Annotated in this window: 13 protein-coding genes and 1 pseudogene; all 14 read left to right on the top strand. The window is 53.8% G+C overall.

Annotated features, from left to right (window positions below):
• Nucleotides 1–32: 32 nt before the first annotated feature.
• The 14 genes and pseudogenes from NFS35_RS19530 (at nt 33) to NFS35_RS19470 (ending at nt 15,277) form a co-directional block, all read left to right on the top strand.
• Nucleotides 33–986 carry a COG1361 family protein gene (locus tag NFS35_RS19530; RefSeq protein WP_251208775.1) on the top strand — a complete coding sequence of 318 codons (954 nt, stop codon included), beginning with the start codon at nt 33–35 and terminating at the stop codon, nt 984–986.
• A gap of 198 nt (nt 987–1,184) precedes the next feature.
• Nucleotides 1,185–2,543 (top strand): MATE family efflux transporter, encoded by a 1,359-nt coding sequence (locus NFS35_RS19525; protein ID WP_251208774.1) that lies wholly within the window; start codon nt 1,185–1,187, stop codon nt 2,541–2,543.
• 371 nt (nt 2,544–2,914) lie between these two features.
• On the top strand, nt 2,915–3,499 hold the full coding sequence (locus NFS35_RS19520) for a manganese efflux pump MntP (protein WP_251208773.1): 585 nt from the start codon (nt 2,915–2,917) through the stop codon (nt 3,497–3,499).
• A 327-nt stretch (nt 3,500–3,826) separates the two neighbouring features.
• On the top strand, nt 3,827–4,243 hold the full coding sequence (locus tag NFS35_RS19515) for a BlaI/MecI/CopY family transcriptional regulator (RefSeq protein WP_251208772.1): 417 nt from the start codon (nt 3,827–3,829) through the stop codon (nt 4,241–4,243).
• Nucleotides 4,227–4,742, top strand: coding sequence for a hypothetical protein (locus tag NFS35_RS19510; protein WP_251208771.1), 516 nt, complete (start codon nt 4,227–4,229; stop codon nt 4,740–4,742). The genes NFS35_RS19515 and NFS35_RS19510 overlap by 17 nt, the downstream gene beginning before the upstream one ends.
• The gene (locus tag NFS35_RS19505; protein WP_251208770.1) at nt 4,633–5,604 is read left to right on the top strand and encodes a M56 family metallopeptidase; all 972 of its coding nucleotides are present in this window, start codon (nt 4,633–4,635) and stop codon (nt 5,602–5,604) included. The genes NFS35_RS19510 and NFS35_RS19505 overlap by 110 nt, the downstream gene beginning before the upstream one ends.
• Nucleotides 5,605–5,750: 146 nt before the next feature.
• On the top strand, nt 5,751–6,287 hold the full coding sequence (locus NFS35_RS19500) for a 3D domain-containing protein (RefSeq protein ID WP_251208769.1): 537 nt from the start codon (nt 5,751–5,753) through the stop codon (nt 6,285–6,287).
• 18 nt (nt 6,288–6,305) lie between these two features.
• The gene (locus NFS35_RS19495) at nt 6,306–8,510 is read left to right on the top strand and encodes an ABC transporter substrate-binding protein (protein ID WP_251208768.1); all 2,205 of its coding nucleotides are present in this window, start codon (nt 6,306–6,308) and stop codon (nt 8,508–8,510) included.
• 107 nt (nt 8,511–8,617) lie between these two features.
• Nucleotides 8,618–9,130, top strand: a complete 513-nt coding sequence (locus NFS35_RS19490) for a FadR/GntR family transcriptional regulator (protein ID WP_330640367.1) — start codon at nt 8,618–8,620, stop codon at nt 9,128–9,130.
• 146 nt (nt 9,131–9,276) lie between these two features.
• Nucleotides 9,277–9,399, top strand: coding sequence for a hypothetical protein (locus tag NFS35_RS29085; RefSeq protein ID WP_275564713.1), 123 nt, complete (start codon nt 9,277–9,279; stop codon nt 9,397–9,399).
• Nucleotides 9,342–9,689, top strand: a pseudogene (locus tag NFS35_RS19485) (GntT/GntP/DsdX family permease); the annotation flags it as partial. The gene NFS35_RS29085 and the pseudogene NFS35_RS19485, both read left to right, overlap by 58 nt.
• Nucleotides 9,690–9,936: 247 nt before the next feature.
• Nucleotides 9,937–12,063 carry an ABC transporter ATP-binding protein gene (locus NFS35_RS19480; RefSeq protein WP_251208767.1) on the top strand — a complete coding sequence of 709 codons (2,127 nt, stop codon included), beginning with the start codon at nt 9,937–9,939 and terminating at the stop codon, nt 12,061–12,063.
• Nucleotides 12,056–13,849, top strand: coding sequence for an ABC transporter ATP-binding protein (locus NFS35_RS19475; RefSeq protein ID WP_251208766.1), 1,794 nt, complete (start codon nt 12,056–12,058; stop codon nt 13,847–13,849). The genes NFS35_RS19480 and NFS35_RS19475 overlap by 8 nt, the downstream gene beginning before the upstream one ends.
• Nucleotides 13,850–13,993: 144 nt before the next feature.
• A complete protein-coding gene (locus NFS35_RS19470; RefSeq protein ID WP_251208765.1) occupies nt 13,994–15,277 on the top strand; it encodes a Gfo/Idh/MocA family protein in 1,284 nt (427 codons plus the stop codon).
• Nucleotides 15,278–15,349: the final 72 nt, after the last annotated feature.

Below are 15,349 nucleotides of genomic sequence, written 5' to 3'. Positions count from 1 at the left end.
CAGCCAATCTGTCTGTGGCTTACCCGATAAAAATGGAACTGGATGCGGCAGAGATACCGCCGTTTGTATATGCTTCTGAAACGCAGGAACTTTGCGTTAAGGCGCTGAATCTTAGCCGTACCGGTGTATATAATGTGCGGATCAGCTTATCGGGAACCGGATTATTTCCAATGGAAGACATATTTATTGGAAATATGGAGGCAGGTACGGAAAGGCCCGGAACCATGCGCATTTATGTAGGAACACGGACAATGACGGAGATTGGTACAGACGTGGGGAAAAGTGATGAAGAAAAGTATGGAGAGGTGAAGGGAACAATCACCCTAAAATATGAGGATGCAAAGGGAAAGACTTATGAGATAGAGCGGGATTTCCGGACAGAGATTAAAAAGGCACAGATTTTGTCGCTCACCGTGAATGAGGAAGCGGAAACAAATTCCTGGCAGATATCGGTTTTCGTCATTATTATAGTTGGTCATGAAGAATTTTTAGAAGAAGCAGGACAGATTCCCGGTATCCGTTCTGTTACGCCTGTCATAGAAATTCCGGCAAAGATCCGTGCGGAAGGCTATACAATGGAAATCTCTTTGCAGGGGGTGGATTTGACAGAATTGATTATGACAGTAAAAGAATCAAATGAAGTGCAGGTAGGAAATACGCCTGTATTGATTTTGGGAGAAAACAGCATAGCGATGATGGAAGATGTGAATGGACATAAGATTTCAGAAAAAAAGCAAAAAGGGCTTTTGGATTGCTATCAGGAAATAGACTGGCAATATTGCCTGGTTGATATTGATAAAATAGAAAGCAATGATGAATTAGAAGATTGGGAACCCTGTCTGATAGCCGGAATTTTATCATCGCCGGCCGATGGGATATATCTTCCATATGAGCAGGCGGAAAATTATGCAGAGAAACTTTCAGGTCAGACACCTATAACCAGGATATTAGTAACTGTGCAGGGGGAAAAAATCATAAAAAAATAATGGAATAATATTTGACATTTCGCTTAAGGGCAAATATAATAGGATATGGATGTGAGAAATACTGTTACATAACTAAAACCTGGCTGATGCCGGGAAGTGGATTTTTCAGAGCAATCTTTTTTCGCCACAGAGTCCTGCAGGGATGACAATCCTGCGGGCTCTGTGGCTTTTTTATGAGTTACTGCGGAGGTGCGACGTATGGATCAGACTTACATGAAAACGAAAAAAATCCTGCCCTTGGTGATGTCCATGGCAGTGCCGATGGTATTGTCGATGCTCATCAATGCGCTGTACAATATAGTGGACAGTTTCTTCATAGCGAAAATCAGCGAGGACGCCATGACCGCGATTTCACTGGTCTTTCCGCTGCAGAATATAGCCGCCGCGGTCAGCATCGGGTTTGGCGTGGGGGCCAATGCGGTGACGGCTTTCCTTCTGGGGGAGGAAAACCAGAAAAACGCGGATGGAGCGGCATCTCTGAGCCTGCTTTTGTCCATTGCGCATTCCGTTGTCCTGACAGCGCTCCTGTTTGCTGCGGCGGTGCCTTTTCTCAGGAGCTTTACCGAAAACAGGGAAATTCTCACCTATGGAATCCAATATGCCCGCATTGTCTTCGGCTTCCTGTTCGTGGGCCAGATCGGCCTGATTTATGAAAAACTTTTTCAGGCCATCGGACGTGTCCGCATCACCATGTTCAGCATGATTGCAGGCTGCGTCACAAATATCATTCTGGATCCAATCATGATTTTCGGGCTGGGGCCCTGCCCGGCCATGGGCATTCATGGTGCCGCCACAGCCACGGTCATCGGGCAGGCGGTGTCGCTCGCCTGTTATCTCATTGCCCAGGCGAAAGGCCTGCTGTGCCTGCACCTCTCCCTGGCGGAGGGATGGCGCTGCCGCAGGCTTGCGGGGAGGCTTTATGGCATCGGCATACCGGCGGTTCTGAACCAGGCGCTCCCTTCGCTTTTGATTACGGTACTGAACTCCATTCTGGCGGCTTTTTCCCAGACGGATATCCTGATTCTGGGGGTCTATTATAAGCTTCAGACCTTTATCTATCTCACGGCCAATGGAATTGTCCAGGGAATCCGCCCTCTGGTGGCGTACAATTATGGCGCCGGTCTCATGGGGCGTGTCCGGGGGATTTTCAGGACGGCGCTTGGTTCGGCGTTTCTGGTGATGGTCCTGGGGACGGCCCTCTGCCTGCTGATTCCGCAGAACCTGATCGGCATGTTTTCGTCCAATGGGGATACAATCAGCGCGGGAGCGTCTGCATTGCGCATCATCTGCGCCGGATTCATGGTGTCCGCCGTATCCGTGGTGGTGTGCGGGACGCTGGAGGGACTTGGATTCGGCGGGATGTCCTTTGTCATTTCGCTGCTTAGATATGTGGCGGTCATATTGCCGGCGGCATGGATTCTGAGCCGTATTTTCGGCGTGGCGGGAGTCTGGCATGCCTTTTGGATTGCGGAAGCCCTTACGGCTGCGGCTGCGGCAGCCCTGTATCGCTCTGTCGTCAGGAAAATCGATGCAGCGCGTCCGGCCAATCCACAGTGAAATGTCTGCGCATCAATTCTGAAGTATCCAATACTAAAAAAGCTTACCTTATGTAAAACCATAACTTCCTCCGGCGACCACGCAGTATTCCTTTTCAGGGAAAGAAAGCAGTGTCTGTCCTGGCCTATCAGATGGAAAAGCTGACTTCCATGCGAGGCTTTGTCTGAACCTGGAATACCATCCGAAAATGCAGAGAGGAGACCACAGTCTGCTTGTCGGGGCCGGTTTTTTCCAAAATGACGGCAAACAGTTGACTTTCCTGTCGAAAAGTGATACAGTGAGGAGAAATTTTGCTTTGAAGAGAGCCGGGGTCGGGGCAGAGCTTTTCGGCTGCGCCGACAGCCGCCGAAAGGAGCAGGGAGGGATAAAAAATGGAGTGGGGGTTTGTTTTCTTTTTCAACAGCGTGCTGCTTGGGGTGGGGCTTGCCATGGATGCTTTTTCGGTGTCCATGGCCAACGGCCTGAACGAGCCGGACATGAAGAGAGGCAAAATGTGCGGCATAGCCGGTGTGTTCGCCGGATTCCAGGCGCTGATGCCCATGATCGGGTGGATTTGCGTCCGGACAGTGGTGCAGTATTTCAAAATGTTTGAAAGATGCATTCCGTGGATTGCGCTGCTGCTCCTGGGATTCATCGGCGGGAAGATGCTGGTGGAGGGCATCAGGAACGGAGAGTCCGGTCAGGGGAAGCCGGGCCTGGGCATCGGGGCGCTGCTGGTGCAGGGTGTCGCCACTTCTATCGACGCCCTGTCCGTGGGCTTTACCATTGCGGAATACGGCTGGCTGATGGCGCTGGCGGCCGCGCTGATTATCTCGGCGGTCACCTTTGGGATATGTATGGCCGGGCTGGCCATAGGGGAGAGGTTCGGGACGCAGCTTTCCAATAAGGCCCAAATCTTCGGCGGCATCATCCTGATTGCCATCGGCCTGGAAATCTTCATCAGCGGGATGATGTAGCCTTTAAAAAGAAAAGCAGAAAAACTATAACAGGAAAGAAGAACGCGGCTGCCGGGCTGGATTTTTTGTTATAGTCTCAGCATAGCAATCACTTTCGCTGGTAATGTCGTCAGCGTCTTCATTGATGAGGATGTCCTCTGCAATTGCACAAGCCACAATTGCAGCCGGCCTGTCTGATGATTCATAAAGATAATAATAATTGCAGCCGGCGAAAAAGGTGGAGCGGATACAAATGATGCCTTTTTATTGACAAAATACTATAAATATCGTAAAATGGAAAAAGACAGACAGTTAGGCATTCGGAAAACGGAGGAGAAGATGGAAAATATGGAAAAAACAGCAAAAACGGAAGACCCCCTTTCGTATGAAGAGAGGAACCTCAGCGGCTCAGAATCCATAGTGATGAAGACCATCTGGGACGCGGGGGAGGATATCTCGGTACCGGATCTGATGACAGCCCTGAAGGTGAAATATGCCAAAGACTACGCCAGGACTACGGTGCAGACCTTTCTGCTGAAGCTGGCCGGGAAAGGCTTCGTCCGGGTCTACCGAAAGGGAAAGCTGTCCTATGTCCAAGCGCTCAAAGACGGGGCGGATTACAAGGCGAAGCTTCTGCGGGAGGAGATGGACTTCTGGTACCGGGGGAATCCGGCGGAGCTGGTCGCCGGTCTGTTCCATGCCAGGGAGATGACGGAGGAGGACAAGGAACAGATCAGGAGGGCTCTGGATGGACTGGATGATTGAATTCGGCTGGGGGATTCTGCTGACCTCTTTTACGGGGAGCCTGTTCTTCCTGGTCTGGCGCCTGGCCTGGCAAGGGCTGGAGAGGGCCGGCCTGGCCAGAGCGGGATTCGGGCTGCTGAAGATGACGGCGATCAGCTTTTTCCTGCCAGCGGCCTATGCGTTTTTAAAGCAGAAAGCGGTGAACCGGGAGCTGGGGCATGGCTATCTGTTCAGCAAGTCATACGGGCTGTTCCTGGCTGGCAAGATATTCCTGGCGGTCTGGCTTCTGGGGGCAGGGACGCTTGCGCTGAGCCTGGTCCGGGATGCCTGGCAGCAGCACCGGAGGCTCTCAAGCTGCATGCCCTGTGAGACGGAAGTCCGCACACAGTTTCAGGAGGCGTACCGGAGCCTTGGGGGGAAAGGGACGGAGACTGCGGGTGTGCTATTCTTACTGTTTTGCGGCTCCCTGTATGTGCGGCGTGCTGCGCCCAATGGTCATCTTACCGGCACAGCGTTATGAAAAGGACGAATTACAGGTGATTTTCACCCATGAAATCACACATTATCTGCAAGGAGCCATGCTTCTGAAATGGGGAATCCTGCTGCTGCGGGCCGTGCACTTTTTCAATCCGCTGGCCTGGCTTTTGTGCCGGGAGGTGCAGAAATGGAGCGAATATGCCTGTGACATCAGAGCGTGCAGTGCCATCGGAGGGGCAAAACAGTACTTCCGGGTCATAGCGGACATGGCGCTGTTCTCCGCGGAGGGAACATTGGCGGCACAGCTGACGGAAAGCAAAAATGAATTGGTAGAAAGGATTGAGAAGGTGAAGGAAATGAACAGGAACAGAAAGAAAGGGTTTATGACGAAGCTGGCAGCAGTGGGGCTGGCGGGAGCAGTCTATGCGGCAGGCTCCGTGTCCGCCTATGCGGCCACGGTGAAGAGCGCGGATCTGTATGTGTATCTGCATCATTTGACGACTGTGGAGGAGGAAGAAGAGTATGTGCCCTGGGTGGACGATTATGTGGAGTATACGGAGGAGGGGTATGCAGAGGGGATTGTGGTCAGGACTGGGGAGGTATACAGGATTACACGGTCTTATGTCGGAATGGAATGGACGATAAACGGTGGGGAAGCGGCAGAGACGGAAGCGTTCTCCTGCAAGAAAGGGGATACCATATCTGTGAGCATGGGGATTTCGCCGGATAATATAAGCGTAAAGGTGGGAATCATCAAACCGGATGGAACGAAGACGTATATTTGGGGAAAGGGAGATAAAGTGGCACATGATTTTTCAGTTTCAGTGTCAGGGAGCTACAAAGTGTTCGTAGAAAACGGAACTGGAACGGCAGTAGATGTGGATGGTTCGTATCGTGTCTACTGAGACTTTACATCTTATCTATTGAGAGATAGAAGAAGGCGGAGGTATAAGGTATAGGGCGGTAATGCGGCAGTGTATGGTTGCCGCCCTGTATTTTATATAAAAATACTATAAACAGCGTAGAATAGTGTTTTATGCGGAAAGCTTTTATGGGATGTCGTGGGTTTAGAAAGGGGGTGGTTCCCTGGTCAAATCAAATCAGCGCCACGCCGAAAGTGTCTGCGAATTATCAGAATCCTTTTTATTGTACAGCTTACATAGTGGCGCTGGAAAAGGATTACAGCGCTTCAAAGGTGTCTGCTTCTGGACTCACCGGCGCAACATTTAGGTCTGATTTCCTTGCCGCCGTGAAATTGAATGGAACAGGAAAAGCTGATTCAGGAAGGTACATCTATTGGAATGGCAGCGGCTATTCGTATATTAGCAAACCTACTACGGCGACAGGAACTGAGGCAACGGCAGGCCGGACGATTGCGGTGGATCCCGAGTTCATTCCCAGAGCGAAGGTCGGAGGGAATTGGAAGAGGGCCACTGTCAACATATCCGGCATAGGAAACCGTGTAGCTGAAGATGGAGGAGGGAGTATTAAAGGTTATAAGATTGATGTCTTTATGGGACTTGGAAAGAGTACAGTTAATACATGGAGCAATATGAACAGAACCGTCAAGTTGATTTCGGTTAATTAGTAATAAGCAGGACAGGACATGATGAAGAGAGCAAAGGCATTTAGTTTATTGGCTTTATGTGCTGCAATTCTCTGCTCCTGCGGGGCGGCAACGGATGCTGCCCCACAGGAGCAGAGCGGCAGCGGAATGACAGTGATGAGTATGGCAGAGATACCGATGAAAGAGGACGAAACCTTTTCCGGCATCCGATGCTGCGGGGACAGAATCATAGTGGAAACAGGTGCTGCAGAAACAGATGACGAGGATGGAGCGGACGCGGAATCATCGGAGACTACATATGTGCAGAGGTTCTATTATGCAAAAGCCGGGTCAGATTTCCCGGAGGAGCCATTCTGCAGTTTTGACTATAATGAGAGAAGCGCGATAGACTTCATTGCGGGAGAAGACGGAAATGTCTGTTTCATCCTGACAGAAGCCGCAGAGGAAGAGGATTTGGCAAAGCTGCTGGAGGTGTCTGCAGACGGCAGCGAGAGGACAGTGGCGGATCTGAACGACATCTGCCTGGGCAGCGGCGAAGGAAGCATATGGGATTGGGGCATAAGGGCAGTACCAGGAGGGGATTTCCTCCTGGTCTCAAAATACGGATATCGCCTGATCTCCCAGGAGGGGGAGATTGTCCGGAGGGAAGACTGGAAAGAACCCAGAAGCTATGACGTGCTGTATGCCGGGGGAAAGTACGCGCTGACTTTACAGGCAGAGAACTTCCAGACCGTCCATGGCACGTTCCGGCGGGAAAACGGAAAGATTGGGACTTTGAAAGACATCTCCCAGGGCGCTCGCTTCAACAGGACAGGAAACGGGGAAGACACCCTGTATATGTATACGAACATGGAAGCGTCCCTGTGCGACCTTTCAACGGGAGAACATACAAAAATATTCGATTGGACAGATATCGGAATCCAGGGGGACAGCGTGCTCGGGATGTATGGAGATACACAAGCCCCCCGGTTCCTCTTCAGGGAAGACGATATCCTGTATGAGGCCCAATGGAACGGAGGGGATACAGGAACGAAACGGACGGAACTGAGACTTGGGTACGTGTCGGACAGCGCTGCCACCCGGCAGGCGGTGGCCATGTTCAACCGGACGAATCCGGATTTCCTGATTCGGATGGTGGACTATGGCACGGAAGACGAGTCTGCGGCGGCAATGCGCCTGTATACGGAGCTGACAGCTGGGACAGGGCCTGACATCTTCCAGATGGACGGCGGTTATATGGACGACAGAACCATGGGTGAACGGGGGATACTGGAAGATTTGACGCCGTACCTGGAGAGCAGCCAGGTCGTCAGCCCGCAGAATCTGCTGCCCTCTGTCTATCAGGCTCTGCAGACGGAGGGGAAAGTGTACATGCTCCCGACGAATTTCCAGCTGGGAGGATTCATCACAAAGGAAAAGTGGGCACCAGCGGGACAGACATGGACGGCAGACGAACTGCTGCGCGTCCTGGAGGAGGAGCCTGAACTGCGGGATAACATGTCCAGTAAGAGGCATATGCTGGAATACTGTCTTTCGGTCATGTTTGGAGCCGGAGGGGAGGATGGTACTTCCGTCCTGGAGGACGGTCTGCTGGAAAAGTATATCCGGCTGGCGGAATATATGCCGGAAGAAGCAGTATATATCACTGATGATTCCCTTAGGCGGGATGGGAAGCTCCTGTTTGAGCAGTTCGTCTTGATGGATTCGGAGACCTATATGTACTATAAATCCCAGTGGGGAGAGGACGTGGCTTTCGTGGGATTTCCGGGAGGGGCGGGAAACGGCATGATGCTGTATCCGGACAACTGTTACGCAGTCAGCGCCCAGAGCCGCCATAAAGACGGCGCCTGGAAATTTGTGGAAAGCTTCTTCACCCGGGAATGGCAGGAGAAGATAACCCCCAATTATGCTTTTTCCGTAGACAGGGACAGGTTTGAGCAGCAGCTGAAAGATGCGGAAGAGAAGCAATGGTATACCGACAGGGACGGCAGGCAGCAGGAAGCGCCTGTTTTGACCTATGACATGAATGGGGAGGAAATAGAGGTCTTCGCCCCCAGGCCGGAGGACACAGACAGTCTCAGGCAGATGGTGGAGGGAGCCAGGATGATAAAGAGAGGGGACATGGAAGGTCTTCGGATTGTGCAGGAGGAAGCGGCATATTACTTTGCGGGTCAGAAAAGCCTGGAAGAGGTGGCAGACATTATCCGAAGCAGAATGGAGCTTATGGCGGAAGAGCGAAAATGACAGGCTTCACCATTGCGGAATACGGCTGGATGAGGTAAAGGAAAGAGAGGCGGTAAAGGGCCTGGTGTCCCGGGGCATCCTGGAAGTGCGCAGAGGGGCGGGAACCTATGTCATCAGCACCAAGCGCTACAGACACAGACCCTCTGGGGCTTGACAGGATCCAGGACAAGAATAAGCTTGCCCTGGACTTGTTCGAGGTGCGTCTCATGATTGATCCGGAGATAGCCGCCCTGGCCTGCAAGAGCGCCACCGAAAAGGAGCTGCGGCAGCTGAAAAGGCTGTGCGATGAGACCGAACAGCTCTACCTGGGCGGCCATAATCATATCAGCAAGGATATAGAATTCCACACCTGCATTGTCCGCTGCAGCAAGAACCAGGTGGTGGAGACTCTGATTCCGGTGATCAACACAGCAGTCTATACTTTCGCGAAAGTGACCCACCGCCTGCTGCTGGAAGAGACGCTGGAGACTCACCGTGCCGTCACGGATGCCATCTTGAAGCGGGACTCGGTAGGAGCCCGCTGCGCCATGATGATGCATCTGACCTACAACCGTCAGGCCATCCTGAAGATATTGGAAGAGAGGGAGATTGAAACGCCCCACAGACAACCTGAAAAATAGAATAGGCATAATAGACAAAAAAAGAGGGACGCTATATCGAAAGGCCCCTCTTTTTTGTGCAAAAAATGGAAATGTTATCCGGAAATCAAAAGCATGCATGCAAAAGTAAACAAAGAAACGAAATTGCAATGAAGGAGCTCATGAAAATGACGCAGGAAATGGCATTGAATCCTACCAGACTGGTGATAGCGGCAATCGTAGGGCTCGCAGTATTGCTTACCAGGCGGACTTTGACGAGTCCAAGCTTCCCAAGTTCTGGACGATTGTAGGCATCATCCTAATCCCCCTGGTGCTGATTATCCTGGACTCCGTAGCGGGGGTGGTTCCGGCGCTGAGCGGGCTGGCACCAGTGTTCGGTTTCCTGGGAGAGCCTTTCGTGGCATTGCTGATTGCCACCATTGTCGCCATGCTGGTCTTAGGCCTGAAGCATGGGTATAAAATGGAAGAACTGGAAAAAATTATGACAAAGTCCCTGGAGCCCACAGGGCTGATTCTCCTGGTGACAGCATGCGGCGGTGTGCTTCGGTACATGCTCCAGTATTCGGGCCTGGGCGATTTGACCCGCCATGTGCGCTATGCCCACTGAATTATGATATCAAGCGGTAAGCCATAGAAAAAATAAAAACCGAAGCAGCATAAAAATACTATTGACAATTCCGGCATAGAATGGATAAGATAGGAAATGTAATTACCAACTGAAAGAATGCGAAACTGATGAAAAGGAGATACCTTATGCGGCTATCTCCTTTTTTACCTTTACGGAAAGGCGCTTGTTCTCTTTTTCGCATGGCATGGGGGGATGGTATATGAAGCTGATGATGCATTATATCAAAAGACACATGGGCATGTTCCTGACAGCGGTGGTGTTCCTCACCATAGAGACCTTTGCGGATTTGCTGCAGCCGACGTTCATGTCCTACATCGTGGACAGAGGGGTGAAAGGGCAGGAGATGGGGGCTATCCTGCGGTATGGCCTGATTATGCTGGGGATTACCGCCATGGGGGCTGTGGGCGCGGTGGTGCGCAATATCTACGCCAGCAGGACGTCCCAGCTGATTGGCAAGGAAATCAGGCTTGCCATCTATGAGAAAGTACAGACCCTGTCCTATGAAAATATCGACAGGCTTCAGCCCGCGTCCATCATCACCAGAATCACCAACGACGTGACCCAGATACAGAATTTCATCAACGGCATCATGCGGATCATGCTGAAAGCCCCTGTGACCTGTATCGGCGCAGTGATGCTGATTATTTTCCAGATGCCCGGGCTGCTGCCTTTGATGCTGGTGATTCTGGTCTGTGCCGGTCTGCTGATCTACGGCAATATGAAGATGGGATATCCCAGGTTCGACAGGATGCAGAGAAAGCTGGACAGCCTGAACCGCACCAGCAGGGAATTCCTGAGCGCCATCCGGGTGGTAAAGGCGTTCCGGGCAGAGCGCCAGGAGCAGGAGAAATTCGGGGATGTCGCCGAACAGCTGGCCGAAGCGGGCATTTCTTCCATGCGGGTCATGGCTGTATTCGGCCCTATGATCAATCTGACGGTCAACGAGGGAATCGTGCTGCTGCTGTGGCTTTCCGGGCGGGAGATGAGCGGGGAAATCGGACGTCTGATGGCCTGTGTCAACTATATGACTCAGGTGCTGTTCGCGTTGGGGATGGTGTCCAATATCCTGAATTCCGCCGTCCGCGCGGTGGCATCCTCCGCCAGGGTGAGGGAGATTCTGGACGAGGTGCCTGCGCAGAAAGAGGCGGGAGAGATTCCGGGCGGGATATCTGGGCAGGGGAAGCGGGGAGAGCTTCTGGACAGTATGCCTGGGCGGAGAGGGGCAGGAGAGGCCTTGGACGGGATGCATGGACAAGGAGAAGAAGCAGAGGATTTGGACAGGACGCTTGGGCATCGGAGAGTAGAAGAAACTTTGGACGAAAGGAAAGACAGCGTCATGTTCCGGCGGGTATCCTTTGCCTATGCGGGCACATCCCGCCCGGCAGTGCACAGGGTCAGCTTTTCCATCAAGGCAGGAGAGACCATCGGCATCATCGGCCCCACCGGCTCAGGAAAGTCCACGCTGGTGAACCTGGTTCCGCGGTTTTACGATGCCTCAGAGGGCCAGGTGCTGGTAGGTGGCTGTGACGTGACTGGGATGCCCATGTCAAAACTGCGGGAAATGATAGCCGTGGTGCCCCAGAAAGCGCTGCTTTTCACGGGCACGATTCAGGAGAATCTGCGATGGGGAGATAGACAGGCCGGTTTGGAGGAAATCCGTAAAGCTGCGGAGACGGTCTGTGCGGATGAATTTGTGTCAAAGCTGCCGGAAGGCTACGAGACGCAGCTGGGCCAGGGAGGCGTGAACCTTTCCGGCGGGCAGAAGCAGCGCCTGTCCATTGCCAGGGCATTGCTGAAAAAGCCGCGGATACTGATTCTGGACGACTGCACCAGCGCCCTGGACGCCACCACGGAGGCATGGGTGCTGGCGGGAATCCGCAGGGAGTCCGCGGGAATGACAGTGCTATTGGTGAGCCAGCGGATTTCCACGGTGATGAAAGCGGACCATATCCTCTGCATGGAGGACGGAGGAGTCTGCGCCTTTGGCTCCCACGAAGAGCTGATGGCTGGCTGCGAGCCTTATAAGGCTATCTACCGCTCCCAGATTGGAAACGAGAGCCAGACAGAAGAAGCGGCAGGGAATGGTCTGGGAGACATAAAGGCAGCCGAAATGGATTCGTTCACAGAAAAAATGAGACAGGAGGCAGCCCGACAGAAAATGCAGAATAAATTCCGGGAAAGGACGCAAGGGAAACCGCAGGGAAGAACTTCGGAGGAAGCGCAGGGAGAAGTGCGGGAAGAAATGAGGGAAAAGGCACCGGAGAAAGCAGAATCGGCTTTGGCTCCGGAGGTGCCCGGGAAGGAAGGAGGCAGTTTCCATGGATAAGAATATGGCGACACCGCCGTCGCAGCTTGGCCGGGCGAGAGGGGTCCCCGCCGTGAAGCCCAAGGACATGAAAGGCACGCTGGTGCGGCTGTGGAATCTGACAAAGGGCCATCGGAAAGGGCTGGGCTGGATTCTGCTCCTGTCCGCACTGGCCTCCGGCTCCGCCGTTCTGTCCCCTTACCTGATCGGCAGGGCGGTCAACAGCATCGACAACGGAAATCCGGGCCTGTATCTGCTGGCCATTCTGGCGGCTCTGTACCTGGGAGACTGGCTGATTCGTTTCCTGCAGCAGTTCCTGATGGCGGGCGTGGGACAGCGGATGATCCTGCATATCCGCTCCAGCCTCTTTGCCCATATGGAAAAGCTGCCCCTGTCCTTTTTCGACACCAGGCAGCACGGCGAACTGATGAGCCGCCTGACCAATGATGTGGACAATATCAGCTCCACCATATCGGATTCGCTGACCCAGCTGATGATGTACGGTTTTACGATAACAGGTATTTTCTGTGCCATGATATACATGAGTCCGCTGCTGACCTGTATCGCGCTCCTTGCGGTGCTCCTGATTTTCCTGCTGACCAGGGCCGTGACAAAGCGGACGAAAGTGCTGTTCAGAGAGCAGCAGGCCATTCTGGGGAAACTCAACGGCCAGGTGGAGGAGAGCATCTCAGGCATCAGCATGGTGAAAGCCTTTTCCCGGGAGCAGGAGATGGTGGAGAAATTCGTGGAGAACAATGACGCGTTCTGCCAGGTAGCTACCAGGGCACAGATTGCCTCCGGCTATCTCATGCCCATGACGAATGTGATAAATAACCTGATTTATGTGCTGATAGCCATCGTCAGCGGCGTGATGGCCCTTGAGGGAAAGCTGACAGTGGGCGAGATTTCCAGCTTTTTGCTGTATTCCAGGCAGTTTGCCAGGCCTTTCGTGGATATCGCCAATATCTATAACAATTTCCAGACGGCGGTGGCAGGGGCAGAGCGCATCCTGGAGATTCTGGATGAGAAATGCGAGCCGGAGGACGCGGCGGATGCCAGAAGCGCAGTGGGAGTGGGCGGCGCTGTCAGCTTCCGGAATGTGACTTTCGGTTACCGGCCGGATAAGCCGATTCTGCGGAATATCAATCTGGAGATCCCCGCGGGAACCAAAGTGGCCGTGGTGGGGCCTACCGGTTCGGGAAAAACCACGCTGATTAATCTTCTCACCCGCTTCTATGACGTGCAGGAGGGCGCCATACTGTTGGACGGCACGGACCTGCGGGAGTACCGGCTGGGAGAGCTGCGTCAGGCTTTCGGCGTGGTGCTGCAGGATACGGCGCTTTTCGGGACATCCGTTCGGGGGAATATCGCCTACGGACATGACGATGTGCCCATGGAGCAGGTGGCGTCCGCGGCAAAAGCGGCGGGGGCGGACAGCTTCATCCGCAGGCTCCCGCAGGGCTATGAGACCATCCTGCACCAGGGCGGCGCGGAGCTGAGCCAGGGAGAGAGGCAGCTCTTGACCATTGCAAGGGCCGTGCTGGAACAGGCACCCATCATGATACTGGACGAGGCCACCAGCTCTGTGGACACGGTGACGGAGCAGCATATCCGTCAGGCGATGCTCGCCATCACCCGGGGGAGGACTTCCTTTCTCATTGCCCATAGGCTGTCCACCATAAGGGATTCGGATTTGATTCTTCTGATTCGGGACGGCCGGATAGCGGAGCAGGGAACGCATCAGCAACTGATGGCGCTGGGAGGAGAGTATGCCCGGATGTACATGACCCAGATGGGGCAGACGTAAAGCAGGGAAAAGTTATCCGGAAAATAAAATTACTGTAGAAAAATATGGAGCAATGGTTTATTATGGATAGGAAAATGAAAGAAGCCGCTCCGTTTGCACAGAATAGAGCTGCCGATTTTACCGGGAAGGAATGGCAAGAAGAAAATGACATCAAGACCAATTCGCATTATCATCGTAGGCATGGGCGTCAGGTCCATGGTTTATGCCCGTGAGGCATTGGAGCATCCGGATCTGTTCCAGATCGTGGGCGTGGTGGATATCAATCCCGAGCGGATACGGACGGCTCGTGAGACCTTCGGAATCCCGGAGGAGCACTGCTTCTCCTCCGTGGAGGAGCTGGTGGCAGTGCCGAAGTTCGCGGACGGCGTCATCAACGGCACCATGGACCAGCAGCATGTGCCCACGTCCCTGCCGCTGCTGCGGCACGGCTATGACATCCTGCTGGAAAAGCCCTTTGCGGTGAACATGCATGAAGCGGAGCGGCTGCTCACCTGCGAGCATGTGACGGACCGGCATATCATGGTCTGCCATGTGCTGCGCTACGCCCCTTTTTATCGGAAAATCAAAGAAATCCTCACGGCGGGAGGAATCGGCAAAGTGGTGGACATCCGGATGGCGGAGCAGGTGAGCTACTTCCATGAATCCGTGTCGTACGTGAGGGGAAAGTACGCCTCCCCGGAGATATGCGGCTCCGGCATGCTGCTGTCCAAATCCTGCCATGACATCGATATCATGACCTGGCTCATGCGGGGGAACGACCCCGTGAGCGTGTCCAGCGTGGGGAACATATTCCAGTTCAAGCCAGAGATGGCGCCCGAGGGCGCGGGGAACCATTGCCTGATCGACTGCCCCATAGAGGGGACATGCCCCTATTCGGCCAGAGGACTCTATATAGAGCATCCCCAGCGCTGGACAGGCAATATCTGGCATGACATCGGCTACGAGAAGATATCCGAGGAGGAGAAGACGGCTGTGCTCAGCGACCCGGAGAATCCCTTCAGCCGCTGCGTATACCGCTGCAATCTCCAGATTGTGGACCACCAGTCCATGCTGGTAAGCTTCGCGGACGGCGCTACGGGGACATTTTCCATGAACGGCGGCGCTTCCGCCTCGGGACGGCACATCCACATCACGGGCACCAAGGGGGAAATCCTGGGGCTCTTCGAGGAAGAGCGGTTCACCGTGCACCGTATCGCCCCGGACGCGCCCGGGGGAAGGATCACCGAGGTGGTGGACGTCTCCCGGGACCAGCACGGGAATGCCCACGGCGGCGGGGATCAGGCCATCATCCACGATTTCGTCACATTGCTCCGGGGCGGGGAGCCCTCGCCCTGCTGCACCACTCTGGACGATTCCATGACCGGCCACAGGCTGGTGTTCCTGGCGGAGGAGTCCCGGAAGAGGAACGGGGCGGCGGTTTCGGTCTGAGACCGGGGGGTTTCGTCATTTTGCAGCTATCCGCTTTCCGGAAAGACGATTCCGGCGGTCTCTGTCCACGCG

The sequence above is a fragment of the Acetatifactor aquisgranensis genome (genome assembly GCF_943193215.1).
Taxonomy (GTDB): Bacteria; Bacillota; Clostridia; order Lachnospirales; family Lachnospiraceae; genus Acetatifactor; species Acetatifactor aquisgranensis.
This window is presented reverse-complemented; position numbering and strand designations above follow the sequence as displayed.